This is a genomic window from Streptomyces sp. NPDC028419, from assembly GCF_055565515.1.
The window spans coordinates 1-23,715 of the sequence record NZ_JBVHUE010000038.1 but is presented as its reverse complement, the minus strand read 5'-3'; the positions used below and the strand labels follow the sequence as shown (position 1 = coordinate 23,715).

General features: G+C 74.1%; 26 protein-coding genes. 8 read left to right on the top strand and 18 right to left on the bottom strand.

Annotation, left to right across the window (positions count from 1 at the left end):
* Positions 1-113 precede the first annotated feature (113 nt).
* From ACZ4UB_RS33235 to ACZ4UB_RS33215, 5 genes are all read right to left on the bottom strand, one after another.
* Positions 114-1,160 carry a PDR/VanB family oxidoreductase gene (locus ACZ4UB_RS33235; protein WP_468076031.1) on the bottom strand — a complete coding sequence of 349 codons (1,047 nt, stop codon included), beginning with the start codon at positions 1,158-1,160 and terminating at the stop codon, positions 114-116.
* Positions 1,160-2,059: a metal-dependent hydrolase gene (locus ACZ4UB_RS33230; protein ID WP_468076029.1), complete on the bottom strand. Its 900-nt coding sequence runs from the start codon at positions 2,057-2,059 to the stop codon at positions 1,160-1,162. Before ACZ4UB_RS33230 ends, ACZ4UB_RS33235 begins: the two co-directional genes overlap by 1 nt.
* Positions 2,060-2,121: 62 nt before the next feature.
* Complete coding sequence (locus ACZ4UB_RS33225; protein ID WP_468076027.1) at positions 2,122-4,059, bottom strand: hypothetical protein; 1,938 nt, start codon at positions 4,057-4,059, stop codon at positions 2,122-2,124.
* Positions 4,060-4,198: 139 nt separating this feature from the next.
* Positions 4,199-4,993 carry a tyrosine-protein phosphatase gene (locus ACZ4UB_RS33220; protein ID WP_468076025.1) on the bottom strand — a complete coding sequence of 265 codons (795 nt, stop codon included), beginning with the start codon at positions 4,991-4,993 and terminating at the stop codon, positions 4,199-4,201.
* A gap of 49 nt (positions 4,994-5,042) precedes the next feature.
* The gene (locus ACZ4UB_RS33215; RefSeq protein ID WP_468076023.1) at positions 5,043-5,633 is read right to left on the bottom strand and encodes a rhomboid-like protein; all 591 of its coding nucleotides are present in this window, start codon (positions 5,631-5,633) and stop codon (positions 5,043-5,045) included.
* A gap of 178 nt (positions 5,634-5,811) precedes the next feature.
* Between ACZ4UB_RS33215 and ACZ4UB_RS33210 the strand changes: the two genes are divergently transcribed.
* A complete protein-coding gene (locus tag ACZ4UB_RS33210) occupies positions 5,812-6,630 on the top strand; it encodes a hypothetical protein (protein WP_468076021.1) in 819 nt (272 codons plus the stop codon).
* A gap of 61 nt (positions 6,631-6,691) precedes the next feature.
* The gene (locus tag ACZ4UB_RS33205) at positions 6,692-8,143 is read left to right on the top strand and encodes a PepSY-associated TM helix domain-containing protein (protein ID WP_468076019.1); all 1,452 of its coding nucleotides are present in this window, start codon (positions 6,692-6,694) and stop codon (positions 8,141-8,143) included.
* A 112-nt stretch (positions 8,144-8,255) separates the two neighbouring features.
* Here the strand turns inward: ACZ4UB_RS33205 and ACZ4UB_RS33200 are convergent, their stop codons facing one another.
* The 4 genes from ACZ4UB_RS33200 to glnII all read right to left on the bottom strand — a co-directional run bounded on the left by ACZ4UB_RS33200 (position 8,256) and on the right by glnII (position 11,319).
* Positions 8,256-8,885: a winged helix-turn-helix domain-containing protein gene (locus ACZ4UB_RS33200; protein WP_468076017.1), complete on the bottom strand. Its 630-nt coding sequence runs from the start codon at positions 8,883-8,885 to the stop codon at positions 8,256-8,258.
* A 106-nt stretch (positions 8,886-8,991) separates the two neighbouring features.
* On the bottom strand, positions 8,992-9,195 hold the full coding sequence (locus tag ACZ4UB_RS33195) for a hypothetical protein (protein ID WP_468076015.1): 204 nt from the start codon (positions 9,193-9,195) through the stop codon (positions 8,992-8,994).
* A 35-nt stretch (positions 9,196-9,230) separates the two neighbouring features.
* Positions 9,231-10,202, bottom strand: a complete 972-nt coding sequence (locus tag ACZ4UB_RS33190; protein WP_468076013.1) for a DUF6891 domain-containing protein — start codon at positions 10,200-10,202, stop codon at positions 9,231-9,233.
* Positions 10,203-10,299: 97 nt separating this feature from the next.
* A complete protein-coding gene (gene glnII, locus ACZ4UB_RS33185; protein WP_354383491.1) occupies positions 10,300-11,319 on the bottom strand; it encodes a glutamine synthetase in 1,020 nt (339 codons plus the stop codon).
* A 194-nt stretch (positions 11,320-11,513) separates the two neighbouring features.
* Between glnII and ACZ4UB_RS33180 the strand changes: the two genes are divergently transcribed.
* Positions 11,514-12,452 (top strand): Gfo/Idh/MocA family protein, encoded by a 939-nt coding sequence (locus tag ACZ4UB_RS33180; RefSeq protein WP_468076108.1) that lies wholly within the window; start codon positions 11,514-11,516, stop codon positions 12,450-12,452.
* 36 nt (positions 12,453-12,488) lie between these two features.
* Here ACZ4UB_RS33180 and ACZ4UB_RS33175 read toward each other — a convergent pair whose 3' ends face one another.
* The 5 genes from ACZ4UB_RS33175 to ACZ4UB_RS33155 all read right to left on the bottom strand — a co-directional run bounded on the left by ACZ4UB_RS33175 (position 12,489) and on the right by ACZ4UB_RS33155 (position 17,105).
* The gene (locus ACZ4UB_RS33175) at positions 12,489-13,025 is read right to left on the bottom strand and encodes a hypothetical protein (protein ID WP_468076011.1); all 537 of its coding nucleotides are present in this window, start codon (positions 13,023-13,025) and stop codon (positions 12,489-12,491) included.
* A gap of 86 nt (positions 13,026-13,111) precedes the next feature.
* Positions 13,112-14,116 carry a phosphotransferase family protein gene (locus ACZ4UB_RS33170; RefSeq protein WP_468076009.1) on the bottom strand — a complete coding sequence of 335 codons (1,005 nt, stop codon included), beginning with the start codon at positions 14,114-14,116 and terminating at the stop codon, positions 13,112-13,114.
* Positions 14,113-15,084, bottom strand: a complete 972-nt coding sequence (locus ACZ4UB_RS33165) for an SMP-30/gluconolactonase/LRE family protein (RefSeq protein ID WP_468076007.1) — start codon at positions 15,082-15,084, stop codon at positions 14,113-14,115. The genes ACZ4UB_RS33170 and ACZ4UB_RS33165 overlap by 4 nt, the downstream gene beginning before the upstream one ends.
* 120 nt (positions 15,085-15,204) lie before the next feature.
* On the bottom strand, positions 15,205-16,629 hold the full coding sequence (gene pdxR, locus ACZ4UB_RS33160; RefSeq protein ID WP_468076005.1) for a MocR-like pyridoxine biosynthesis transcription factor PdxR: 1,425 nt from the start codon (positions 16,627-16,629) through the stop codon (positions 15,205-15,207).
* Positions 16,626-17,105, bottom strand: coding sequence for a MarR family winged helix-turn-helix transcriptional regulator (locus ACZ4UB_RS33155; RefSeq protein WP_468076003.1), 480 nt, complete (start codon positions 17,103-17,105; stop codon positions 16,626-16,628). The genes pdxR and ACZ4UB_RS33155 overlap by 4 nt, the downstream gene beginning before the upstream one ends.
* Positions 17,106-17,339: 234 nt before the next feature.
* Between ACZ4UB_RS33155 and ACZ4UB_RS33150 the strand changes: the two genes are divergently transcribed.
* The 3 genes from ACZ4UB_RS33150 to ACZ4UB_RS33140 all read left to right on the top strand — a co-directional run bounded on the left by ACZ4UB_RS33150 (position 17,340) and on the right by ACZ4UB_RS33140 (position 19,369).
* Positions 17,340-18,104, top strand: a complete 765-nt coding sequence (locus tag ACZ4UB_RS33150; protein ID WP_468076001.1) for an alpha/beta fold hydrolase — start codon at positions 17,340-17,342, stop codon at positions 18,102-18,104.
* 564 nt (positions 18,105-18,668) lie between these two features.
* Positions 18,669-19,154 carry a DUF2975 domain-containing protein gene (locus ACZ4UB_RS33145; protein ID WP_468075999.1) on the top strand — a complete coding sequence of 162 codons (486 nt, stop codon included), beginning with the start codon at positions 18,669-18,671 and terminating at the stop codon, positions 19,152-19,154.
* Complete coding sequence (locus tag ACZ4UB_RS33140; protein WP_354383484.1) at positions 19,154-19,369, top strand: helix-turn-helix domain-containing protein; 216 nt, start codon at positions 19,154-19,156, stop codon at positions 19,367-19,369. The genes ACZ4UB_RS33145 and ACZ4UB_RS33140 overlap by 1 nt, the downstream gene beginning before the upstream one ends.
* Before the next feature lie 642 nt (positions 19,370-20,011).
* On the opposite strand, the gene ACZ4UB_RS33135 is transcribed toward ACZ4UB_RS33140, so the two are convergent.
* Together ACZ4UB_RS33135 and ACZ4UB_RS33130 are read right to left on the bottom strand one after the other, a co-directional pair.
* Positions 20,012-20,515, bottom strand: a complete 504-nt coding sequence (locus ACZ4UB_RS33135) for a GNAT family N-acetyltransferase (RefSeq protein ID WP_468075996.1) — start codon at positions 20,513-20,515, stop codon at positions 20,012-20,014.
* A 59-nt stretch (positions 20,516-20,574) separates the two neighbouring features.
* Positions 20,575-20,946: an ArsC/Spx/MgsR family protein gene (locus ACZ4UB_RS33130; RefSeq protein WP_354383482.1), complete on the bottom strand. Its 372-nt coding sequence runs from the start codon at positions 20,944-20,946 to the stop codon at positions 20,575-20,577.
* A 105-nt stretch (positions 20,947-21,051) separates the two neighbouring features.
* Between ACZ4UB_RS33130 and ACZ4UB_RS33125 the strand changes: the two genes are divergently transcribed.
* Positions 21,052-21,306 carry a hypothetical protein gene (locus ACZ4UB_RS33125; RefSeq protein ID WP_354383481.1) on the top strand — a complete coding sequence of 85 codons (255 nt, stop codon included), beginning with the start codon at positions 21,052-21,054 and terminating at the stop codon, positions 21,304-21,306.
* Positions 21,307-21,379: 73 nt separating this feature from the next.
* Here ACZ4UB_RS33125 and ACZ4UB_RS33120 read toward each other — a convergent pair whose 3' ends face one another.
* Both ACZ4UB_RS33120 and ACZ4UB_RS33115 read right to left on the bottom strand, forming a co-directional pair.
* Positions 21,380-21,637, bottom strand: a complete 258-nt coding sequence (locus tag ACZ4UB_RS33120; protein WP_468075994.1) for a hypothetical protein — start codon at positions 21,635-21,637, stop codon at positions 21,380-21,382.
* A 119-nt stretch (positions 21,638-21,756) separates the two neighbouring features.
* Positions 21,757-22,857: a PP2C family protein-serine/threonine phosphatase gene (locus ACZ4UB_RS33115; RefSeq protein ID WP_468075992.1), complete on the bottom strand. Its 1,101-nt coding sequence runs from the start codon at positions 22,855-22,857 to the stop codon at positions 21,757-21,759.
* A gap of 66 nt (positions 22,858-22,923) precedes the next feature.
* Between ACZ4UB_RS33115 and ACZ4UB_RS33110 the strand changes: the two genes are divergently transcribed.
* Positions 22,924-23,625, top strand: coding sequence for a VIT1/CCC1 transporter family protein (locus ACZ4UB_RS33110; protein WP_468075990.1), 702 nt, complete (start codon positions 22,924-22,926; stop codon positions 23,623-23,625).
* The last annotated feature ends 90 nt before the right edge of the window (positions 23,626-23,715 follow it).

Genomic DNA, 23,715 nt, shown 5'->3' with positions numbered 1-23,715 from the left:
CGTCCATCCCCCCCCCCCCCCCCCCCCCCCCCCCCCCCCCCCCCCCCCCCCCCCCACCCCCCCCCCCCCCCCCCCCCCCCCCCGCCCCCGGAGGGGTCTTTGGGCCGCCCCCGTCACAGGTCCAGGGTCAGCTGCCCGCCCCGCGCCCGGGACACGCACAGCAGCATCGAGGTCTCCCGCTCCGCGTCGCTCAACAGGTCGTCGCGGTGGTCCACTTCGCCCGCCAGCACCCCGTGCCTGCAGGTGCCGCAGAAGCCCTGCCCGCAGGAGTAGGGGGTGTTGGGCAGCTCCCGCAGGACCGCCGCCAGCGTCGTGCCGTCGGCCGGGACCTCGACCGTGCGGCCCGAGCGGCCGAGGGTCACCGTGAACGGCCGCTCCGCCCCCGCGGCCGCGGCCGGGGCGAAGCGCTCCAGCCGGACCTCCACCCCGGACGGGGCCGCCGCCACCACCGCCGCCATCAGGGGGCCCGGGCCGCAGCAGTAGACCGCGGTGCCCGGCGCGGCCGCGGCCACCGGGGCCAGGTCGGGCAGGCCCGCCTCGTCCTCGGGGACCACCGTGACCCGCTCCCCGTACGCCGCCAGCTCGTCCAGGAACGGCATCGAGGCCCGGCTCCGGCCGCCGTAGAGCAGCGTCCACTCGGCGCCCGCCGCCGTGGCCGCGCGCAGCATCGGCAGGATCGGGGTGATCCCGATCCCGCCCGCGACGAACACGTACGAGGCTGCCGGAACCAGCGCGAACCGGTTGCGCGGCGGCCGCAGCTCCAGCTCCGAGCCCTCCGTCAGCCGCGCGTGCGCCTCCCGCGAGCCCCCGCGCCCGTCCTCCACCAGCCGGATCGCGATCGTGTACCGGCCGGCGACCGTCGGGTCCCCGCACAGCGAGTACTGGCGCACCAGCCCCGACGGCAGCGTGACGTCGACGTGCGCGCCCGGGGCCCACGCGGGCAGCTCGGCGGACTCCAGGACCAGCCGGAGCACCCCTTGCGCCGGCTCGGTGCGCGAGACGATCAGCGCGCGCAGCGACCGGCGCGGTGAGTACCCGGAGATCGGCTGCTCCAGGGCCGGGAGCGGCCACAGCGGCGAGCGCTCGATCCGGCGGCGCAGCGCCCGCCGCGTCAGCCAGGCGGCGCCGACCGCGGTGCCCACCGTGGCCGCGCGCCACATCACCGGGCACCGCCGTTCGCGCCGGCCGAGTTGGCGAGGTACGCCACCGCCTGGGCCGTCGAGCCCTCCTGCGAGGGGTGGTACGAGCGGGACAGGTAGGAGGGGATCGACTTCAACATCGCCCCCGTCGAGGGCAGTACGCCCTGCTGCCCGGCCCGGAAGAACTGGCCGAGGGAGGCCTTGGCCCGCGGCAGGCCGGGGTCGTTCTCCATGAAGAAGCGGGCGCCGCGCTGCCACAGGAACACCAGCGCCGTGAAGGCCGTCGCCCAGGTCCTGGCCCGGCGCCGGTAGCCGCCGTCGATGTGCATGAACAGCTCGAAGGCCACCGCCCGGTGCTCGACCTCCTCGGCCCCGTGCCAGCGCAGCAGGTCCAGCATCACCGGGTCCGCGCCGCGCCGGTCCAACTCGTCCGCGTTCAGGATCCAGTTGCCGAGGAAGGCGGTGTAGTGCTCGATCGCCGCGATCGTCGCCACCCGCTCCTTGAGCCACCACTCGCGGGCCCGGCCCGGCGGCAGGGTGCGGTCCCCGAGCAGCTTCTCGAAGAGCCAGTCCACCTGCGCGGTGTACGGGGTGGGGTCCAGGCCGAGGCGCTTGAGGTGGGGCAGTACGTCGTCGTGCGCGGCCGCGTGCATCGCCTCCTGGCCGATGAAGCCGACCACGTCGGCCCGCAGCCGCTCGTCCGTGATGTACGGCAGCACCTGCTTGTAGACGTGCACGAACCAGCGCTCGCCCGCCGGGAGCAGCAGGTGCAGCACGTTCATGGTGTGCCCGGCGAAGGGGTCGCCGGGCAGCCAGTGGAGCGGGGTGTCCTCCCAGGAGAAGGACACGTTCCGGGCCTTGAGCGGTATGTGCTCCGACGCCACGGGTGCGGGTGCAGGTGCGGACGGCGTATTAGACATGGCGTCAATGTACTGATGGGTAAGCCGGTGCGACACCCCCCCGTGCACCGATTCCCGGCGGGCTACCGCAGGACCCCCGCCTTCGTGCCGTCCGTCAGCTTCCCGGACAGCTCCACCTGCGCGCCCTCCGCCGCCTTCACCGCCAGCCGGTTCCCGGTCGCCGACCCGGTGGCCCCGCCCGTCACCGACAGGGACGTGAACTGCGCCGTACCCGCCGCCAGCACGTACCAGTGGCCGCCCTGCGACTTCCACAGCACGCCCGCCAAGACCTGCGGCTCCCGCGGCCCGCACGCCGGCGAGCCCTCCGCCTTGGCCGCCTGCGCCGCCACCTGCGCGCCCGGCGCCAGGAACTGCGCCTGCACCCGGTCCGCCGTGCCCCGCCAGGTCTCGGCCCGCGTGCACAGCCAGGCCGCCGTGCCGTTGCCCTCCGGCAGCGGCTGGCGCGCGTACGCCCACGAGTTGACCGTCCGCACCCCGTGCGAGCGGACCGCCGGCAGCAGGCACGCGATCCGGGACCACTCGCTCAGCTCCGCCACCTGCGTCACGTCGCGCGCCGCGCCCGGCGCCCCCGAGGTCAGCCGGGCCGGGGTCAGCTCGCCCAGGTCCGTCACCAGCCGGGGCCCGGCGGCGGTCTCCAGGGCCAGCGCGTTCCAGGCCGTACAGGCACCGGCCGGAGCCGGACCCGCCACCGGGGCGGTGATCCCGTCCGTGCCCAGGCGCAGCGGCGTCGGCGCGTCCGCGGGCCTCAGCAGGTCCCGTACCGTCACCCCCGTCACCCACGGCGCCGTCAGGTAGCGGACGTTTCCGTCGACCCGGCTCAGCACCAGCGCGGTCGCCGTCTCCGCCGCCGCCCCGTCCGTACGGGCGAAGTCCAGGGCCGCGCCGGAGGTCCCCGAGAGCGGCTCCGCGTAGCGCACCACGCGCAGCCCGTCGTGCATCAGCACCACGACCGCCTGGTCCACCGTGCCCGCGAACAGCAGCTGCGGCGGTCCCATCGGCGGACCCGTCGGGGTGTCGGGGGTCGCCGAGACCACCACCGAGGCGCCGGGACGGGCCCAGACGGCCAGCGCGCGGCGCAGCAGCTCCTTGTCGTCCTGGCGGTCGCCCCGCGCGGGCCAGACCGAGAAGTCGACGCGGTCGGCCGTGCGCCACCGCCCGGCGGCCGCCCGGGTCACCTTCGCCGGGTCCAGGGCCTGTTCCGCCGCGGCGTTACGGGCGTACGCGGGCGCGGCGGCGCCGTCGGAGCCCCACCCCCCACCCGGCAGTGCGAGCAGCGCCCCGCCCACCAGCAGCGCGGCGCCCGCCGCGAGCGAACCGCGCACCCAGCGCCGCCGGCGCAGCAGGTCGGTGGGGCGGGCCTGGAGCACGCAGGGGTCGAACTCGGGCGAGGCGAACAGGGCGTCGTTCTCGGGCCCCCCGGCGCCGGCGAGCGCGGCCTCCGGATCCACCACCCCGGCCTCGGTCAGCACCAGCAGCACCTCGGGGCCGTCCAGCCGCTCCAGGGCGCGCAGCACGCAGGCCGCCCGGGCGGGCCCGTCGAGGGTGGCCAGCCACTGGTCCAGGGCCAGCTCCTCGGCCCCGCCGGAGCGCGGGAACAGCCGCAGCCCCCACACCTGCGGCAGCGCGGGCGGCAGCTGCGCGCGCCGGGGCAGCGCCCGGAAGGTCAGGGGCAGCCCGGCCTCCAGCGCCGCGCGCAGCACCCGGAGCCGGACGTAGGCGTAACCGGCGTCGGCGCCCGGATCGCCGTCCTGTCCGCCGCGCTGGAACGGTACGAGGCCCTGCGCGCCGGAGGCCTCCCGGCCGCGCGGCAGGGCCCGTTGGGTCAGGGCGTGCGCGGTCAGCACCCGGCGGTTGCGCCCGAGCGACGGCGGCAGCACGAGGTAGGCGAGCCGCACCAGCCGCGGGTAGTGCTCGACGATGGCGGCCTCGGCCCGCTCGACGTCGACCCCGGCGTCGAGGGGGTGCGGGCGGGGGCGGGTGGCGGTGTCCGGCGCAGTCACGTTCAGCAGAACGAGCGAATGCCCGGATGGTCACCCGGTCGACTCGGGCCCCGGGCGCGGCACTTGGGCGTGTCGGGGCCGGGCCGGCCGGTCAGTCGGTCAGCCGGTTCGTCGCTCAGCCGGTCAGCCGGTCAGGCGGTCAGCCGGTCAGGCGGGCGCGGAGGGCGTCGACCGTGGCGTCCGGGACGCCGAGGCCCTCGCGGACGTACTTCTCCATCGAGCCGTAGCGCACGGCCACCTCGTCCAGGGCCGCCTCCAGGTACTCCGGCACGACCCCGATCAGGGCGATCGCGATCTCCGGGTCGCCGCCCGCCATCGTGAAGCCCTCGATCATCGGGGCGAAGGCCCTGCGGACGGCCGGATTGACCGAGAGGTACTCCTCCATCAGCGTCTCGTCGTCCGCGCCGAGCAGGGAGAGGACCACCGTCGCCCCCCACCCGGTACGGTCCTTGCCCGCCGTGCAGTGGAAGAGCAGCGGCCCCGACTCCTCGTCCGCCAGCTCCGTCAGCAGCGTCCGGTACGCCTCCTGGCCCGAGGAAGAGCTGACGAAGGACCGGTAGGTCTCGGCGAAGAGCGCCTGCGCCTTCCCGCCGCCCAGGTGCCGCTGCGCCACCGCGGGATCGGACAGCAGGTCCTTGAGCTGCGCGGCGGCGGGCATGCCGCCCGCGTTGACCTTGTCGGCCAGGACGTCGGCCACCAGCATCCGGGCCCCCTGCGGCAGCACGTCCGGGTGGTCGCCGCGCTCGGCGTCGGTGCGGAAGTCGATGACCGTCCGCAGTCCCAGGGCCGCCACGGCGGGGTCGGCGGCGAGGTCGAGCCGGTCGAGCTGACCGGAGCGCAGCACCAGGCCGGGGCGCACCGTGCGGCCACCGGCTATTCGGGTGCCGCCGAGGTCGCGGAGGTTGGCGACGGTGGTGGACGGGGTGGCGGTCATCGTGGGCAACTCCAGCGTTGTACGGGTGGCTCTGTCCTGCGGGTGGCTCTTAGCCTATTTTCGAATGATTCGGGCGGGAAAGGTAATCGGCGGCCAGCGAGAGCCCGACCCCGATCCCCAGCGCCACCAGGTGCCCGGCGTCCGTGAAGGTCCGCTCGCGCCGCAGCACCGGCCGCAGCCCGAGCGCCAGCAGCCCCGCCCGGGCGGTGTGCCGCGCTGCCCCGCGGGGCAGCGCCGAGGTGAGGGCCCCCAGGACCGCGTTGAAGCCGTAGCTGGTCCCCACGTCCACCGCCCGCCGGGTGCCCGGACCGGGCCGGCGGGCCCGCAGCGTCCCGTACACGAGCAGCGTGGCCCCGGCGTGCCCGAGCAGGAACACGCCGGCGGTCCACCAGGCCCCGTAGGCGTACTCGGCGTACCCGAGGACGGCGAGCAGCAACAGCGCGTAGGGCAGCGGCATCGGCTCCTCCACCACGAAGGCGCTGCTCAGCAAGGTCTCCCAGCGCCCGGCGGCGAGGTTGTCGACATTGGTCGAGCAGCCCCGCAGCACCTGCTCGCGCTCCCGCTCGCCCAGCCGCTCCAGCGCGTAGGCGCCGAGCTGCACGCCGCCGGTGTAGACCGGCCCCAGCAGTAGTGGATTCACCCGACCATGATCGTCCATGGGTACGTGGCCCGCGCAACCGGTACCGCCGTTCCCGTGCCGCGCGACGGGGTGGGAACATGTGCGGACCATGTCACCTGCCCCCGCGCCGATGCGCCGTACGCGGGCCGCGATGTTCGCGGCGGTGTGTGTCGCTTTGGCCGCCTTGGGGCATTCGTACATGTCTGGCCATGACCTTCCGGCTCCTGGCCTTCTGGCCGCATTCGGGGTGACGGGCTCCCTCGCCTGGCTGGGCGCCGGGCGGCGGCGCGGGGGCGTGGTCATAGGGGCCGCGCTCGTCGCCGTCCAGGGCGTGCTCCACCTGATCTTCTCCGCGGTGGGCGAGCCGCACGGGGCCGCAGCCGCGGCCCCGACCGCGACGACCGGCCGCGCGGCCCCCGTGATCGACCTGCCGGGGATGGCCGGCATGCACCACGGCACCGCGGGCATGTACCACGGCACCGCGGGCATGCAGCACGGCACCGCGGGCATGCAGCACGGCGCCGCGGCGGACATGGCCGCCATGCCCGGGATGGGCGCCGTGCCGGGCATGGATGCCATGCCGGGCGTGGGCGCGATTCCCGGGGTGGACGGCATGCCGGGCATGGGCGCGATACCCGGCATGGACGCCGTGCCGGGGATGGACGCCATGTCGGGCATGGGTGCCATGGCCGGGCACGGCGGGCTCGGCATGATCGCCGCCCACGTGCTCGCCGCCCTGTTCTGCGCGATCTGGCTCGCCTGGGGCGAAGCCGCCGTCTTCCGGCTCGCCCGCGCGCTGGGGTCGCTCGCCGTCGTCGCGGCCGCGCCGCTGCGCCGGGCGCTGGCGCTCGTGGGGGCGCACCGCCCCCACACGCCCGCACGCCCCGTGCGCCCCCGCACGCCGGAGCCGCCGCGCGCGCTGCGCGGGGCCGCCCACGCCCATGACGCCGTCAGGCGCGGACCACCCGGGTGGCCGACCACCCGTGCCACGGCCCCCGGCCGTCCTGCCTGCGCCTGACCGGCGATCCGGCGAGACCTGGGGCCGCTTCCCCCTGTCTTCGCCAACACCTAGGACCGTCATGTCCATTGAAGAACTCAGAGACGCCGGCGCCCCCGCCGCCGCGCCCGCACCCACTCCCGAGGCCCGGCGGCGCGGCGCCTGGGCGGGCCTGCGCCCGCTCGTCCTGCGCATGCACTTCTACGCCGGGCTGCTCGTCGCCCCGCTGCTCTTCGTCGCCGCCGCGACGGGGTTGATGTACGCCCTCTCCTTCCAGGCGGAGAAGGTGGTCTACTCCGACGAGCTGACCGTCGCCCGGGTCGGCCAGCACGTCCTGCCGCTCAGCGCACAGGTCCAGGCGGCCAAGGGCGCCGCGCCCAAGGGCGAGGTCACCGGCGTCTGGCCGGCGCCCGAGGCGGACGCCACCACCCGAGTGATCATGAAGAGTCCCGGGCTCGCGGACGGCGAGACGCTCACCGTCTTCGTCGACCCCTACACCGGCGACGTGCGGGGCCAACTGGCCACGAGCGGCGACGCGCTGCCGCTGCGCGCCTGGCTCAGCGCCTTCCACTCCAACCTCCAACTGGGCGAGATCGGGCGCAACTACAGCGAGCTGGCCGCGAGCTGGCTCTGGGTCGTCGCCCTCGGCGGACTCGCGCTGTGGATCGGCCGGACCCGCAAGCGCCGGGCGGACCTGGTCCTGCCGGACCGCGCGGCCACCGGCCGCCGCCGCACCCTGTCGTGGCACGGCACCGTCGGCCTGTGGGCCGTCGTGGGCCTGGTGGCCCTGTCGGCCACCGGCCTGACCTGGTCGAAGTACGCCGGTGAGAACATCGGGCAGCTCCAGGACCAGCTGGGCGGCGCCACGCCGTCCGTCTCCGCCAAGCTCAAGGGCGGCGCCGACGACGGCGGCGACGAGCACGCGAACCACCAGATCGACGCCAACGGCCAGATGATCATGCCCGTCGGGCCCGACGTCGGCATCGACAGGGCCGTCGCGGCCGCCCGCGCGGCCGGGGTCACCGAGCAGCTCCAGGTGACCCTGCCCGCCCAGGGCAAGGGGTACGTCATCAAGGAGCGGGACCGCACGGTCCCGGTCCACCTCGACGCCGTCTCCGTCGACCCCGCCGACGGCGCGGTCATGGACGAGCTGCGCTTCGCCGACTACCCGCTGCTCGCCAAGCTGACCCGCTTCGGCATCGACGGGCACATGGGGCTGCTCTTCGGTCTGGTCAACCAGCTCGCGCTGGCGGCGCTCGGACTCGCCCTGATGTTCCTGGTCTTCTGGGGTTACCGGATGTGGTGGCTGCGCCGGCCGACCAAGGACCGCGCGCTGTCCGTGGGCCGGGCCCAGCCGCGCGGCGCCTGGCGCAAGGCGCCGCTGACGGTGCTGCTGCCGCTGGCCGCCGTCACGGCCGTGGTCGGCTGGTTCGTGCCGCTGCTCGGGATCAGCCTGCTGGGCTTCCTGGCCGTCGACATGGTCCTCGGCGCGGTCGGCCGGGCCAGGGCCCGACGCGGGGCGCCGGCCGTGTAGGCCCCCTACGGGGTCTCGTACGGACGAACGGTGGACCCGTGCCTCCCCTCGCGAAGCACGGGCCCACCGTCGGTACCAGTTCAGTTCACTTCGGCCGACTGCGCACGAGCGCTCAGGGGGCGTACTTGTAGCCCACCCGGCGCACGGTCTGGATCGCGCCGCGGTTCGCCGCGCCCAGCTTGCGGCGCAGCCGGGCGATGTGGACGTCCACGGTCCGGCCGTCGCCGACGTGGCCGTAGCCCCACACCGTGGTGACCAGCTGGTCACGGCTGTGCACCCGGTGCGGGTTCGCCACCAGGTGCGCCAGCAGCTCGAACTCCAGGTACGTCAGGTCCAGCACCTCGCCGTCGACCTCGGCCGTGCGCTGCTCGGGGTCGATCCGGACGAGCGCGTCGCCCGTGATGGCCGGGGCGGCGGGAGCCGCCGCCCGGGCCGGGGTGCCCGGGCCGAAGGGGGTCGTGGCGAACGGGGACGGGGCGAAGGCGATCGGCGGCTGCTGGTGATCGGCCGGTACGAGCACCAGGTAGCCGACCATCGGCGGCTGGCCCGGCAGCGTCGGCACGGTGTGCTGGGGTGCGGGCAGCCAGGTGGCGCCGGGCGGCAGCAGGTCCACCACGCGGGCGACCTCGTCCCGGTCGACGGCGCGCAGCCGGTGGCGGGGGCTGGGGTTCGTACTGGGCGGGTAGGGGCGGTGGGCGGTCGCGGCGGTCGCAGCGGTGGAGAGGGTACGGGTGTTCGCCATGAGTGGTCAGCTCTTTCACGCGGGGGAGTCGGCAGGAGACGTGCGTCGTCGTACCGCGCAGACCGAAGGCCTTCGGGAAGGTCTGGTACAGAGGTTCCGGAAGGCTTTAGAGGGCCGGCGCGTTCTTCGCGCGGCAACACACCCGGTCGAAATCGTGATCCTGACGGGAAGGCCAGAACGGCTCGAGGTCGCTGCGACCTGTCGAGGAGTAGTGCGGGTAGCCGGCCATGCGGCCATTCAAGCAGATGTCGGAGGCGTAGGGCAGACCCCGTCTCATCTGCTGGATCGGAATCTCAAATTCCGTGATCATGGCCGCACGGCACCGCATCAATACCGGACAAACCGTCAGCGGGCCAGCCGCTTGCGCCAGTCCAGGCCCGTCACGCGTATCGCATCCTGGGCGGATCCGTCCCAGAGCCACCGCAGTCCCACCTCCGCCAGGGCGGCGACCACCTCGCGGCCCACCGCCGCGGTCGACGCCTCCCAGGCTTGCGTTCCCCCGCTCGCCCCGAAGCTCCCGTAGATCAGGATGAGGTCACCGCCCTGCGCGGCGCCCTCGGTGCACATGCGGTGGAAGAAGACGAAGCCGCGCGCCCCTTCGGCCCCGGCGCCCCGGATCTCCGCGTGGCCGCAGCCGCGGCAACAGGCGAAGTCCTCCCGGGCGGTGATCCCCGCGGCCTCCAACGCCGCGAACGCCCGCGACACGCGCTCGGGATCGGTCTCGCCGACCCAGCCCGCCTGCTCCGCGACCCGCTCCCGCCACAGCCGCACCACCAGCTCGGCGGCCTGCGCCGCGGAGACCGGGCGCACCGGACCGTCCACCAGGTAGTCCTCGGCCAGCTCGGTCAGCTCGGGCCGCCCGTCGTAACCGCACCGCAGCGCGAGGCGGACCCGCTGCTCCAACTCCCCGCGCACGGTGGCGTCGAGCGGCGGAGCCGTCCGCGTCGCCGGGAAGGGGACGTGCTCCCAGGCCGTCCCCCGATCCCAGTCCGCGTCCCCGCGCGCCCAGCCGGCCAGCATCGCGCCGACCTCCCGAGCGCCGCGCGGGTAGGTGCGGAAGTGGCGCCCGGGGTCACCGTCGCGATGCTCCAACTGGTAGGTCCGCGGCCCGGCGTCCGCCGCGTCGTGCCAGACCTGCACGTAGACGTCGGGATCGCTCGGGATCCGCTCGACGACGAGGAAGCGGTCCCCGTCCGCGCCGATCCGCTCCGCCAGCCGCTCCAACTCGCCGTGCCCGGGCCGCACGTGGGCCTCGCCGAGCTCCGTCCCGATCCTGATCGCCAACGCCGTTCCCGTGATCCCCGTGGTCCCCGTCATGGGAACCACGGTGGCACGCCCCACTGACAACGGCGCCCGCCGGACCCACCGCGGTCGCGGGGGTCGGCGGGCGCCGTCGTCGATGGGCGGGTCGGTCTCAGACCAGGCCGTCCTTCTCCAGGGCGGTGCAGCAGGTGTCCACGATCAGGCGGGTCACCACGTAGGGGTCGACGTTGGCGTTCGGGCGGCGGTCCTCGATGTAGCCCTTGCCGTCCTTCTCCACCTGCCACGGGATGCGGACCGAGGCGCCGCGGTCGGAGACGCCGTAGCTGTACTCGTTCCAGGGGGCGGTCTCGTGCAGGCCGGTCAGCCGCTCGTCGATGCCGGCGCCGTAGTGCTTGACGTGGTCCAGCGGCTTGGAGCCCTCGCCCAGCGACTCGCAGGCGGTGATGATCGCGCGGTAGTCCTCGCGCATCGCCTTCGTCGAGAAGTTGGTGTGCGCGCCCGCGCCGTTCCAGTCGCCCTTGACCGGCTTGGGGTTCAGGGTCGCCGAGACGTTGAAGTCCTCGGCCGTGCGGTAGAGCAGCCAGCGCGCGATCCACAGCTGGTCGGAGACCTCCAGCGGGCCGACGGGGCCGACCTGGAACTCCCACTGGCCGGGCATGACCTCGGCGTTGATGCCGGAGATGCTCAGGCCGGCCGCGAGGCAGTGGTCGAGGTGCTTCTCGACGATCTCCCGGCCGAAGATCTCGTCCGAGCCGACACCGCAGTAGTAGCCGCCCTGGGCCGCGGGGAAGCCGCCGACCGGGAAGCCGAGGGGGCGGACGCCGTCGAAGAAGGTGTACTCCTGCTCGATGCCGAAGATCGACTCCTGCGCGACGTGCTTCTCGGCGACCGGGCGCAGCAGGGCGCGGGTGTTCGACTCGTGCGGGGTCATGTCGATGTTCAGCACCTCGCACAGGACGAGGAGGTTGGCTCCGCCGCGGATCGGGTCCGGGCAGGAGAACACCGGCTGGAGCACCCGGTCGGAGGCGTGGCCCTCGGCCTGGTTCGTGCTCGATCCGTCGAAGCCCCAGATCGGCAGCTCGTCGCCGTCCGACATGATCTTCGTCTTGGAGCGAAGCTTGGCCGTCGGCTCGGTGCCGTCGATCCAGATGTACTCAGCCTTGTAGCTCACGGGACCGTCCTCAGACTCTGCGGGTGCTGCGTTGACCGCGGTGATGACCGCAGCGTGCCCGCTCGCGATTTCTCTTCCGTTGCCCATGTGTGAACCCCGTGTTACCGGTGTTTACGGCCAGGGGTGGGCGCGGGGGCGCGTGGGCGTGCGTCCGCCCGGGCGGCGTGCGCGTCGGGCAGACTGGGCGCGTGAGCATTTCGTATGATTTGACTTCGGCGAGTGACGGCTCCGACCTGCCCGCAGGGGCCCCGCCCCGCGTGGGCCTGCTCGGTACGGGCCCCTGGGCCCGCCGCACCCACGCCCCCGCCCTGGCCGCGCACACCGGCTCCACGTTCGCCGGGATCTGGGGGCGACGGCCCGAAGCCGCCGCCGAACTGGCGGGCGAGTACGGGGTGAAGGTGTACGAAGACCCCGACGCCCTGTTCGCCGACTGTGACGTCGTGGCCTTCGCCCTGCCCCCCGACGTCCAAGCCCCGCTGGCCGTCCGCGCGGCAGCCGCCGGCTGCCACCTGCTGCTCGACAAACCGGTGGCCACCGACGTGGAGCAGGCCCGCGCCGTGGCCGAAGCCGCCGCGCGCCACCAGGTCGCCTCCATCGTCTTCCTCACCCTGCGCTTCGCCCAGCCCACCGCCCGCTGGGTCGAGGAACAGGCCGCCCGCGACGGCTGGTTCACCGCCAGCGCCCACTGGCTCGGCGCGGTCTTCCCGCCCGACGGCGCGCCCAGCGCGTACGCCGACTCGCCCTGGCGCAAGGAGAAGGGCGGCCTGTGGGACGTGGGCCCGCACGCCCTGTCCGTCCTCATCCCCGTCCTGGGCGACGTGGTCCGGGTCACCGCCGCGCGCGGCCCCTCCGACGTCGTCCAGCTGGCGCTCCTGCACACCTCCGGCGCGGCCAGCACGGCCACCCTCAGCCTCGGCGCCCCCGCTGCCGCCGCCGGGGTCGGCCTGGAACTGCGCGGCGCGGCCGGCGTCCACGGCCTCCCGGACTGGAGCGACGTACCGGGCGCCTACGGCCGCGCCCTGGACGCCCTGCTGACCTCGGCGCGCACGGGCGTGCCGGATCCGCGGGACGCGGCCTTCGGGGCCCGGCTGACCGAGATCCTCGCGGAGGCGGAGTCCCAGGTCTGGGCGTAGGGCGCGGGACGCGGGGTGCAGGGGTGGCTCCGGCCGCTATTTGATGAGCGCGTTCGCCACGATGATCACCAGTCCGATCGTGGCGTCCGCCGCTCCGATCAGCAGCGCCGAGCTCAGCCGGTAGCCGACCCGGATCGCGACCACGGCCCCCCACGCGAAGAGCAGCGCGGTGTTCAGGCCGAGCCCGACCGCCGTCACCCCGTGCGAGTCCCAGCCGATCGCGTCGGCCAGCAGCAGGAGGACCACGGTGGGCAGGGTGGCCGCGATCATCGGCCACTCGTTGAACATCGCCCGCGCCAACAGCCGCCACCGGTGGCCCGCCGAGCCGTCCCGGTGGGTGGTCATGTGGTGCGAGTACCCGTGTGCGAGGGCGGCGGTCGCGGCGGTCACCAGCACCCAGCTGGCGTCGTAGTACGGAGTGGACTCGCCGCCCTTCTGGTCCAGCGCCGCCAGCAACCCGCTGGCCAGCACCGTTCCGTACACCCCGCCGAACATCCAGTCGGCGCCCCGGTGGGGTCGGGGGAGCGGGGGTGGGGAGGCGGGGGCGGGCGCGGCGGGGGTGATGTCGCTCATCGGTGTCCTTTTGGGTGGTGTCCCTTTGTGGGTATAAGTCCCCTTTGTGGTGATCAGCGTACGAGGTCGCGGACGGTGGAGCGGGGTCAGGTGCGCTCGTACCGGTCGAAGAGGGCCTGGACGTAGTCCTCCAGACGTCCGGTCAGCACGGCCGGGGTCAGGTCCGTGCGGCCGAGGTCGTGCCAGGGTCCGGCCACCTTCTCGGCGTCCGGGGCGAAGGCCAGGGCGTCCAACAGGCGCCAGTACAGGTGGGCGGCGCGGTCCCCGGCCAGGACGCCCCCGGCCGCCGCGTACCGGTCGGCGAAGGCCATGCCCGACGGCACGCCGTACAGCAGGGCCAGCGTCGTCGAGCAGTGCGCGACGTCCAGGTCGGCGGGGCCCCAGGAGGTCTCCACCCAGTCGACGACCCCGCTGATCCGCAGTCCGGCGCCGCTGCCGGTGAAGAGGACGTTGCCGGGATGGAAGTCCCGGTGCAGGAAGCGGGGGCGGTACGCGGGCGGGTCCCGGCGGATGACGTCGACGGCCCGCCGCCACAGCTCGGGCCGCCCGGTGTCCGCGGGCGGGCGCACCCGCTCGGCGGAGGTCCACGCCTCGTAGTCGCGGGGCCGCTCCGCCGCCGGCACCGACAGCCCGTGCACGGCCACCAACTGGCGGGCCAGCAGCCCGGCGCGCCGATCGGCCTCCGCGTCGTCCGCGACGCGCACGGTCCCGGGCAGCAGGGTCATCAGCAGGGACGGGTGGTCACAGTGGCGCGCCGCGGCGTCGACCGCCACGAACCCGGCCGCGGGGACCTCCGTACCCGCCAGCAGCCGCAGGACGTCCGCCTCGCGGTGCAGCAGCCCCTGCGCGTGCCGGGCGTAGAACGGCTTGATGAAGGAGCGCAGGACGAGCGTGCGGCGACCGGCCGGACCGGCGATCTCCAGCCGGCGCATCCGTGAGGTCCAGCCGCCGCGCAGCGGCGTCACCGCCTCGATGCGCTCCCCGGTGGCCAGCCCGCCGGCCACCCAGGCGCACGTCGCCGCCCAGCCGGGTGCGGACCGGTCCTCGTCGGGGTCGGGGAGCGCCGGGTCCGCCGGGTCCGTCGGGGTCATCGGGAGCCCCCGTCGAGCCAGGGGCGGCGGCCCGGGCCGGTGGGGTGGGTGCCGGTGACGGCCATGACCACGGAGTAGAGGCTGGTCTCGGCCGTGATGAAGAGCCGGTTGCGCTTGGCCCCGCCCCACGCGATGTTGGACACCGCCTCGGGGACGCGCAGCCGTCCGATGAGCGTGCCGTCGGGGTCGTAGCAGTGCACCCCGTCGTCCATGGCGGCCACCCAGAGCCGCCCGCCGTCGTCGAAGCGGAGGTTGTCGAAGCGGGCCCCGCCGCGGGCCCCGGCCTCGGCGAAGACGGCGCCGTCCGACAGGGTGCCGTCCTCGCGCACGTCGAAGACGCGGATGCGCCCGGCCCGGGTGTCGGAGACGAAGAGCTGCCGCTCGTCGGGCGAGAAGACGAGGCCGTTCGGGGCGCCGAAGCCGTCGGCGGCCAGCCGTACCTCACCGGTGCCGGGGTCGATGCGGTAGACGTTGTTGGCGCCGATCTCGCTCTGCGCCCGGTGGCCCTCGTAGTCGCTGGTGATGCCGAAGTCGGGGTCGGAGAACCAGATCGAGCCGTCGGAGCGGACCGTCGCGTCGTTCGGGCTGTTCAGCCGCTTGCCCTGCCAGTGGTCGGCCAACACCGTGATCGTGCCGTCGTGTTCGGTCCGGGTCACCCGGCGGTTGCCCTGCTCGCAGGTGATCAGGCGGCCCTGCCGGTCGAGGGTGTTGCCGTTGGTGTGCCCGGCCGCGCGGCGGAAGGTGCTGACGGTGCCGGTCTCCTCGTCCCAGCGCAGCATCCGGTCGTTGGGGATGTCGCTCCACACCAACTGCCGCCAAGCGGGCAGGTAGAGGGGCCCTTCGGCCCACCGGCAGCCGGTGTGGAGGACTTCGAGGTCGGCGTCGCCGTTCATGCACCGGCCGGTCCGGAACCGCTCGTCGAACATCTCGTACAGCGCCGGGCGCTCGCTGGTCGCGTACGTGGTCATGCGCGTGTCCCCTCCAGGTGAGGTTCCGAATACTCAGTTCTGAATATTCTTCGGCCTGAACAGAACACTGCAAGATGAGATCCCGTCTTCGCAAGATCAATCCGAACGAGGAGTCGTGGATCACATACTGCCCAGCGCCCCCGCCAGGACCTCGACGGCCTCCGCGAACCCCCGGTCGCCCAAGCCCGCGTAGCCCACGACCAGGCCCTCTTGAGCGCTCCCGAGCGGCCCGGCCGCGGGATGGCGGTACTCCGACAGGCCGTCCAGCAGCAGGCCCGCCCCCCGCGCCGCCGCCAGGGCCGCCGACTCCGTGCCCGGCGGGAGTTCGAGGACGGCGTGCAGGCCCGCCGCGATCCCCGTGACCCGGACCTGCGGGGCCCGCCGGGCCAAGGTGGCGGCCAGGTGGTCGCGGCGGTCGCGGTAGCGGTGGCGCATGCGGCGGACGTGCCGGTCGTACGCGCCCGAGTCCAGGAAGTCGGCGAAGGTCAGCTGGTCCACGGCGCTCGTCCAGGACTCCCGCAGCCCCTTCGCCGCCACGACCTGCCCGACCAGCGCGCCCGGCAGGACCAGCCAGCCCAGCCGCAGGGCGGGGGAGAGGCTCTTGCTCAGCGAGCCCGCGTGCACCACCTGCTCCGGCGCCAGGCCCTGCAGGGCGCCGACCGGCTTGCGGTCGTAGCGGAACTCCCCGTCGTAGTCGTCCTCCACGATCACGCCGCCGGTGGACCGCGCCCACTCCACGGCCGCCGTGCGGCGCGCCGGGAGCAGGGGCCCGCCGGTCGGGAACTGGTGCGCCGGGGTGAGCAGGACCGTACGCGCCCGCGCCGGCAGCGCGTCGGTCCGGACCCCGTCCCCGTCCAGGGGGACGGGGTGCGCCCGCACGCCCGCGGCGGCCAGGATCCCGTGGTGGAACGGCAGCCCGTACTCCTCCACCGCCCAGTCCCGCGGCCGCAACCCCGCCAGCAGGCGCAGGCCGTTGGCGAAACCCGCGCAGACGACGACGTGCTCCGCGTCGGTACGCACCCCCCGCGCCCGCGCCAGGTACTCGGCCAGCGCCCGCCGCAGCTCCGGGCGCCCCCGCGGGTCCCCGGGCCCGAAGGCGTCGTCCGGAGCCGCGGCCAGGGCCCGCCGCGCGCTCGCGGCCCAGGCGCCGCGCGGGAAGGAGGCGGGATCGGGCTTGCCCTGGGTCAGGTCGTACGCGTGCGCCCGGGGCGCCGGCGCCGGCCCGGACGCGGAACGCGCCGCACGCACCGGCACCCCCTCCGCGACCCGGGTCCCGGAGCCCTGGCGGGCGGTGAACCAGCCCTCGGCGACCAACTCGGCGTAGGCGTCGGAGACCGCGCCCCGGGCCACCCCGAGGTCGGCGGCGAGGGAACGGTAGGGCGGCAACCGCGTCCCGGCCGCCAGGCGGCCGCTGCGGACGGCGTCGCGCAACGCCCGGGCGAGCACGGTGCGACGCGGGCCGTCCGGCGGGAGGTCCAGGTGGAGGTCGGCGCCGGTGGTGGCCCCGGCGGCCGGGGTCGGGTCCTGGGGCGGGCGGCCGGTCACGGGGCGAGGGCCGTTCGGGCGGCGCTCAGGAACCGGGTGACGGCGGCGCGCTCGGCGGGGTCGAAGGTGCCGAGGAGCTCGACCAGCCCGTCGACCAGCGGGCCGAAGGCGGCCCGGCCCAGCCGGACGGCCTCGGGGGAGACCTGGAGCAGCACCCGACGCCGGTCGACCCGGTCCCGGCTCCGGGTGACGTGGCCGAGCCGCTCCAGCCGATCGATCACGGAGGTCGTACCGGCCGAGTTGAGACCGAGCCGGGCGGCCAGCAACCCCGCGGTCGCACTCTCCCCCGCGCGCGCCGCGTCCAGCAGACAGATCAGCGCCCGGACGTCGGTCGCGTGCATGCCGTGAGCGGCCCCGAACTCCGCCTGGCGCAGCCCGAACTCGACGGAGACGGCCCGGAGCAGGTGGACGGCCTCTAGGGGGTCGGGGGCGGGGCGGGGGGCAGGACCGTGGTCCGGGTTCGGGTTGTCGGGCATGGCGCCTCCGCCTAGGATCCGGCACGGATAGAGATATCTCGCTCAGCGAGATTATCGCTCATCGAGGGGATGGAGTCGATCATCATGTCCGAACGCTCCGATGGCGAACGCTCCGATGGCGAACGCTCCGGTGGTGAACGCTCCGATGTCGGTCGTGGTGCGGGATTTCGTGCGGGATTTCGTGCCGCGTATGAGGACGCGCTCCGCCAGTGGTCCGGGCCGGGGGTGGTCGGCGTGCGCGCGCTCGCGACTCCCTACGGCTCCACCCGCGTCAACAGCGTCGGCCCGCAAGGGGCTCCGCCGCTCGTGCTGCTTCCCGGCGGCGGTACCTCGTCGCTGGTGTGGGGGGAGTGCCTGCGGGCCGGGCTCGCACGGGAACGTCGGGTGCACGCCGTGGACCTGGTGGGCGAACCCGGCCTGAGCGTGCCGGCCGAGGGGCGGCCCCTGCGCACGGTGGAGGACCTGGTCGAGTGGCTCGACGCCGTCCTCGACGGGCTGGGGGAGGCGGTCGTGGAGCTCGGCGGGTACTCCTACGGCGGGTGGATCGCCGCGCACTACGCCGCCCGGCGGCCCGAACGCCTGCGCCGGCTGGTGCTGCTCGACCCCACCCAGGTGTTCGCCGGGCTGCGCCCCGGCTACGTGGCGCGGGCCCTGCCGATGCTGCTGCGCCCCACGCCGGAGCGGATCCGCTCCTTCCTGGCCTGGGAGACCGGGGGCGCCGCGCTCGACCCGGCCTGGCTGCGGATGCGCACGGCCGCCGCCGGCTTCCCGACCGCCCGGCCGGTGACGGGGCCGCGCCCGCTGCTGGGCGGCGGCGCGGGTGCGGGGGTGCCGCTGCTGGCGCTCTTCGCCGGGGAGGCCCGGTGCCACGTCGCCGACCGCGCGGCGCGCGCCGCCGCCGAGGCGGTGCCGGACGCGCTGGTCGCCGTAATCCCCGGAACCTCCCACCACGCCCTCCCGTTCACGGCCGCGGCGGAACTGGCGCGGCGGGTGGGGTAGGGGGGGCGGGGCGGTGGGGTGGCACGCGGCTTCGCCGCGGTTGCCTGTGGCTTCGGCGGGGCGGGGTCGGGGAGGTCCCGGGGGCTGCCCGCCAGTTCAACTGTCTCTCCGTGCCGGGGTGACCTGTCAAGGGCGCTCCCTGCGGTCGCGTCGCTGCGCGATGGCCTGCGGCCACCCTTGACAGGCCACCCCGTCACGGAAAGCCAAGAACTGTCGGGAAGCCCCCGGAGGAAGGGCAGGGGGGACCTTTCCCATGTGGCCCCGTTGCGAGCGATGCGCCGGAGGCTCTGAGAGCGGCCTTGCCGCGCCCTTCGGGCGAACAGCAACCGACACAAGCCACAAGCACGCTCTCAGATCGCTACGCGCTTCTCCGAGAGAAGCGTCTGCGAGCTGTTTTGGGTGGGAGCGCCTTGCCTGATCTATCGATTCTCGATAGATTGCCATCGTCATTCGATGGATCGACAGGTTGATGGCTTGATGGGCCGATGGGCTGATGGGTCGATAGAGGGGTAGCCGGATGGCTGGATGGCTGGATGGCTGGATGGTCGGATGGAGGGGTGGGGCATGGGGAAGCTGGCTGTGGGTGCGCTTCGGGTTGTGCTCGGGGTGTTGCTGACCGGCACTTTGCTCGTTCAGGTGGGGATGGTGTGGGTGCTGGTCACCGGCGCGGACGACGAGTCGCTCCCGCTGACTCCGCTGCGCGTGATCGTTGTCCTGGGCATGTTGGCGGCGCAGGTTGCCCTGGTCAGTGTGTGGCGGTTGGTGACGATGGTGCGACGTGGAACGGTCTTCTCCCATGCGGCCTTCCGGTACGTGGACGCCGTGATCGGTGCGATCGTGGCGCTTTCCCTCCTGTGGTTCACGGTCACCGCGATCAATGCGCCCGGCCAGCGTGAGGATCCGGGTGTCACGGTCATCATGGGCGGGATCGGCCTGGCCATCTTGGGCGTGGCGCTCATCGTGCTCGTACTGCGGATGCTGCTCGCCCAAGCCGTCGCGCGCGACGTCGAAGCGTCGCAGATGCAGGCAGAGTTGGATGAGGTGATCTGATGCCGATCGTCGTCGACATCGACGTGATGTTGGCCAGGCGGAAGATGTCCGTGGGTGACCTCGCGGATCGGGTGGGAATCACGCCCGCCAACCTGGCGGTGCTCAAGAACGGCCGCGCCAAGGCGGTGCGCTTCGCGACACTCGCCGCACTCTGCGAGGCGCTGGAATGCCAGCCGGGCGACCTGCTCCGCTGGGAGGGTGATGACCCTGCCTGACCCCTCCCAAGATCCCTGCCGAGGATCCGTTCGAGGCGCACCTGCAGGCGGTGTGGGTTGAGAACTCGGCGAGACCGAGCATGGGGCGGGTCTGAGGCCGTCCGCCCCTCGCAGACAGCCTCCAAATGCCCATATATAGGGCATCTTGGAGGGGTGTTGAGTCCCCACCGTCACCTGACCCGACTCCTGCTCGGTGGGGCCGAGCTTCCACCCCTCCCGCACCCCCCACCAGCCCAAATCAGCCCAAAACAGCTCGCAGACGCTTCTCTCGGAGAAGCGCGTAGCGATCTGAGAGCGTGCTTGTGGCTTGTGTCGGTTGCTGTTCGCCCGGAGGGCGCGGCATGGCCGCACTCGGAGCCCCCGCCCCAGGCGCCCGGAACCCCGGTCGGAGATGTCGGTCCCCCCTGCCCTTCCTCCGGGGGCTTCCCGACAGTTCTTGGCTTTCCGTGACGGGGTGGCCTGTCAAGGGTGGCCGCAGGCCATCGCGCAGCGACGCGACCGCAGGGAGCGCCCTTGACAGGTCGCCCCGGCACGGAGAGACAGTTGAACTGGCGGGCAGCCCCCGGGACCTCCCCGACCCCGCCCCACCCGAAGCCCCCGCCCAACGCGGCGAAGCCGCGTGCCCCTCCACCGCCCCGCCCCCTACCCCAACCCCCGACTCAACAGTCGGGTCGTGCTGCCGTCGGGTTCGGGGATGTCCTTGGTGTGCGTGAAGCCGATGCGGGTCAACAGGGCCAGGGAGGCCGCGTTTTGTGCGGCGACCGTGGCGTGGACCTCGGTCAGGGCGAGGGTGGTGGTGGCGTACGCGATGAGCGCCTCGGCGATCTCGGTGCCGAGGCCCGCGCCCCAGGCGTCGGGGGAGAGGGCGTAGATGATCTCGTGGCCGCCGCTCTCGGCGGTGGGCTTGATCTCGGCGTGGCCCACGAGGCGGCCGTCGCGGCGGACGGCCCAGACGTCGAAGAGCTTCCCGGAGTAGACCTTCGTGAAGATCCGCCCGAACAGGGCCCGGTCGTCGGCCTCCGGCACGGGCCCTTCGCCCATCCACCGCGACACCCGCTCGTCCTGGAAGAGGGCGACGAAGTCCTCTTCGTCCTCGGGTGCGTACGGGTCCAGGGCGAGGCGTGCGGTGCGCAGGGAAGGAGTCACGCGCACCGACGCTACGCGCCCGCCGGCGCCCCCGGCCAGCGGGTTTGTGCGCGCCCGGGTCAGGCGTGCCGGGAGAGGGCCTCGCGGACGGCCTCGTCCGTGCGGGCCACGAGGGCGGTGCCGTCGTCGGCCGTGATGATCGGGCGCTGGATCAGCTTCGGGTGCGCCGCGAGGTGGGTGATCCAGCGGGCCCGCGCGGCGTCGGTCGCCTCGCGCGGCAGCTCCCGCACGCCGGTCTCCTTGGCGAGCGGGTCGGACGTACGGGTGATGTCCCACGGCTCCAGGCCGAGGCGGCCCAGCACCGCGCGGATCTCGTCCTCGGACGGTACGTCGTCCAGGTAGCGCCGCACCGTGTAGTCGGCGCCCTCGGCGTCGAGGAGGGTGAGCGCGCTGCGGCACTTCGAGCAGGCGGGGTTGATCCAGATCTCCATGGCCGAAGCCTAGCGAGGGCGGTCTGGCCAGGGGCTTTTGTCAGTGGTCCCCAGTAAAATCGTAGAAGCACGACAGGAAGCCAACTACCGTTTGGGAGGCTGTAGATGGCCGCTGCCGCGATCATTTCTATGCCCAAGAAGAAGCCACTGCCCGCGGGTCTGCCCCGTGAGTGGTACGAGAGCCACAACCGCCGTCTCAAGGCGATGCGGCTGGCGATTTCCCTGCTCGACACGGGGACGTACGACGCCAAGCGCGCGACGAACCGGAAGATCCGGACGATGGCGGTGCGGGTGGGCATCCACCGGCCGTCCAACGTCACCTGCCGGATGGTCCGGACGTTCATCCGCCAGGCCGGCTGAGCCCACCGGCCGTCGGCGGCCACGAAGTACCGGGGGCCTTCGGGAAGTCGAAGTCGTAGTCCTGCTCCTTGAGCTACGGCAGCGGCTTTCCGAGGGCCTTCGTGGTCCACCGCGGGGCGGGATCGTCGTCGAGGGTGACGACGAGGCCGGAGGAGACCGTGCCGGAGGCGGGGGCCTCGATGACGGAACCGTTGCGATCCGGGCGGCCCGTCGCGCCGTGGCCGTCGCCGTGGCCGCCCGTACCGAGGACCGCGCCGGTCAGCAGTCCGACGGCGGCCGCGACCGCCGTGACCGCGGCCATGCGCTGCTTGTACCTGTGCGGTGCCCTCATGCGTGCTCCCCGGTTTCCGGATCGGCGGTGGTGCGTGAGCTGTGATCACCGAGGGAAACACGAGGAAAGGCCCAAATGGGTGGTTGTCGTGGTTTGGTCACATGATCAGGACCGAGTCGTCACCGCCCCGTCGCGGCCCCCGGGACGGCCAGGACGAGCAGTGCCACGTCGTCCCGCGGGCCGCCGTCGGTGAAGCGGACCAGGTCCCGCCACACGGCGTCCGCCAGCCCCACGAGGTCCGCCGGGGTGCCCGCCAGGAGGGCGGGCACCCGGTCGGCCAGGGGGTAGAACGCGCCGATCGCGTCCCGCGCCTCGGTCACCCCGTCGGTGTACAGCAGCAGCCGGTCGCCGGGGCGCAGCGCCGTGACGCCGACGCGGGGCGGGTCGAGGTCCCAGAGCCCCAGCCCGAGCGGGGGGCCCGGTTCCGCCGCCAGCTCGGTGACCGAGCCGTGGCGCAGCAGCAGGGCCGGCGGGTGGCCGCAGGAGACGACCCGTACGAGGTCGAGCGCGGGCGGGAACTCCAGCAGCAGGGCGGTCGCGAACAGCTCGGCGTCCCCCGCGTTCTCGGCGTCGGTGCGCAGGCGCCGGTCCAGGCGGGCCGCGGCCGCGGCCAGCCCGGTGTCGTCGAGCACCGACTCGCGGAACGCGCCGAGCAGCGCCGCCACGGTGGCGACCGCGGCCAGCCCGTGTCCCTGGACGTCCCCGACGAGCGCGCGGACCCCGTGCGGGCCCGCCCGTACGTCGTACAGGTCGCCGCCGACCAGGGTGCCGTGCTGGGCCGCCCGGTACAGCCCGGCGCAGCGGACGGGGCCCACCTCGGGCGGTGCGGGCGGGAGCACGGCGAGCTGGGCCGCCTCCGCCACCGTGCGGACGCTGACCAGCTGGGCGTCCCGGCGCTTGCGCACCCAGGCGATGACCACGCTGAGCAGGCCGATCGCGGCCACGGTGGCGAGGTCGGTGCCCCGGGCGTGGCCGACGCCGAGGCCCGGCAGGCCGAGCAGGGCCAGGACCAGGGCGGCGAAGAAGGCGGTGCCGGTCGCCCCGTACGAGAACGCCGCGACCGGGGGCAGTCCGGCCAGGAAGAACCCCAGCTCCACATTGCCCGGGGTCAGGGCCTGGGCGGCCACGAGCACCACGAGGGCGACGGCGGGTGCGAAGCGGGCCCAGCGCGGCGGGGGCTCCCCGCGCAGCCAGCCAGGTTGCTCGCGTCCTCGTCTCACCTCTCCACCCTGGTGCCAGGGGCGTGGGCGCGCACGCCGGGCGGGCGCGTGCCGGAGAGTGGACCCGTGACGCACGATGACGAGGGATCGCAGAGCGGGGCCATCAGCACCCGACTCAACTGGTTGCGGGCCGGGGTGCTCGGGGCCAACGACGGGATCATTTCCACGGCCGGGCTCGTGGTGGGCGTGGCCGGGGCGACGACGAGCCGCTCGGCCATCTTGACGGCCGGGATCGCCGGGCTGCTGGCGGGCTCGCTGTCGATGGCGGCGGGGGAGTACGTGTCCGTCAGCTCCCAGCGGGACTCGGAGCGGGCCGCGCTGGAGCTGGAGCGGCGGGAGCTGGAGGAGGAGCCGGAGGCGGAGCTGGCGGAGCTGGCCGGGCTGCTGGAGGCGCGCGGCCTGAGCGAGGAGGTGGCGCGGGAGGCCGCGCAGCAGCTGACGGAGCGGGACGCGTTGCGGGCGCACGCCCGGGTGGAGCTGGGGATCAATCCGGACGAGCTGGCGAACCCGTGGCACGCGGCGCTGGCGAGCCTGGTCGCGTTCACGATCGGGGCCGTGCTGCCGTTGCTGGCGATCGTGTTGCCGGGGGTGGGGTGGCGGGTGCCGGTGACGGTGGGGGCGGTGTTGTGCGCGCTCGCGTTGTGTGGGTGGGTGAGTGCGAGGTTGGGGGCGGCGGGGGTTTCGCGGGCCGTGCTTCGGAATGTGTTGGGCGGTGCGGTGGCCATGGCCGTGACCTACGCGGTCGGCACCTGGGTCGGCTCCACCTAGCTGTATTGCCTCGGGAGGTTGTGGACGGGTGATGGAGGTCTCGGCTGAGGCGTCTTGAATGGGTGAGGGCCTTCCGGGTTCGGTGTGGAT

Bases quoted from the DNA above. Each gene is read 5' to 3' on its own strand.
- ACZ4UB_RS33235 (WP_468076031.1), bottom strand. From the start codon at position 1,160: ATGTGGCGCGCGGCCACGGTGGGCACCGCGGTCGGCGCCGCCTGGCTG.
- ACZ4UB_RS33230 (WP_468076029.1), bottom strand. From the start codon at position 2,059: ATGTCTAATACGCCGTCCGCACCTGCACCCGCACCCGTGGCGTCGGAG.
- ACZ4UB_RS33220 (WP_468076025.1), bottom strand. From the start codon at position 4,993: ATGACCGCCACCCCGTCCACCACCGTCGCCAACCTCCGCGACCTCGGC.
- ACZ4UB_RS33210 (WP_468076021.1), top strand. From the start codon at position 5,812: ATGTCTGGCCATGACCTTCCGGCTCCTGGCCTTCTGGCCGCATTCGGG.
- ACZ4UB_RS33205 (WP_468076019.1), top strand. From the start codon at position 6,692: ATGTCCATTGAAGAACTCAGAGACGCCGGCGCCCCCGCCGCCGCGCCC.
- ACZ4UB_RS33200 (WP_468076017.1), bottom strand. From the start codon at position 8,885: ATGGCGAACACCCGTACCCTCTCCACCGCTGCGACCGCCGCGACCGCC.
- ACZ4UB_RS33195 (WP_468076015.1), bottom strand. From the start codon at position 9,195: ATGATCACGGAATTTGAGATTCCGATCCAGCAGATGAGACGGGGTCTG.
- ACZ4UB_RS33190 (WP_468076013.1), bottom strand. From the start codon at position 10,202: ATGACGGGGACCACGGGGATCACGGGAACGGCGTTGGCGATCAGGATC.
- ACZ4UB_RS33175 (WP_468076011.1), bottom strand. From the start codon at position 13,025: ATGAGCGACATCACCCCCGCCGCGCCCGCCCCCGCCTCCCCACCCCCG.
- ACZ4UB_RS33170 (WP_468076009.1), bottom strand. From the start codon at position 14,116: ATGACCCCGACGGACCCGGCGGACCCGGCGCTCCCCGACCCCGACGAG.
- ACZ4UB_RS33165 (WP_468076007.1), bottom strand. From the start codon at position 15,084: ATGACCACGTACGCGACCAGCGAGCGCCCGGCGCTGTACGAGATGTTC.
- ACZ4UB_RS33155 (WP_468076003.1), bottom strand. From the start codon at position 17,105: ATGCCCGACAACCCGAACCCGGACCACGGTCCTGCCCCCCGCCCCGCC.
- ACZ4UB_RS33145 (WP_468075999.1), top strand. From the start codon at position 18,669: ATGGGGAAGCTGGCTGTGGGTGCGCTTCGGGTTGTGCTCGGGGTGTTG.
- ACZ4UB_RS33140 (WP_354383484.1), top strand. From the start codon at position 19,154: ATGCCGATCGTCGTCGACATCGACGTGATGTTGGCCAGGCGGAAGATG.
- ACZ4UB_RS33130 (WP_354383482.1), bottom strand. From the start codon at position 20,946: ATGGAGATCTGGATCAACCCCGCCTGCTCGAAGTGCCGCAGCGCGCTC.
- ACZ4UB_RS33125 (WP_354383481.1), top strand. From the start codon at position 21,052: ATGGCCGCTGCCGCGATCATTTCTATGCCCAAGAAGAAGCCACTGCCC.
- ACZ4UB_RS33120 (WP_468075994.1), bottom strand. From the start codon at position 21,637: ATGAGGGCACCGCACAGGTACAAGCAGCGCATGGCCGCGGTCACGGCG.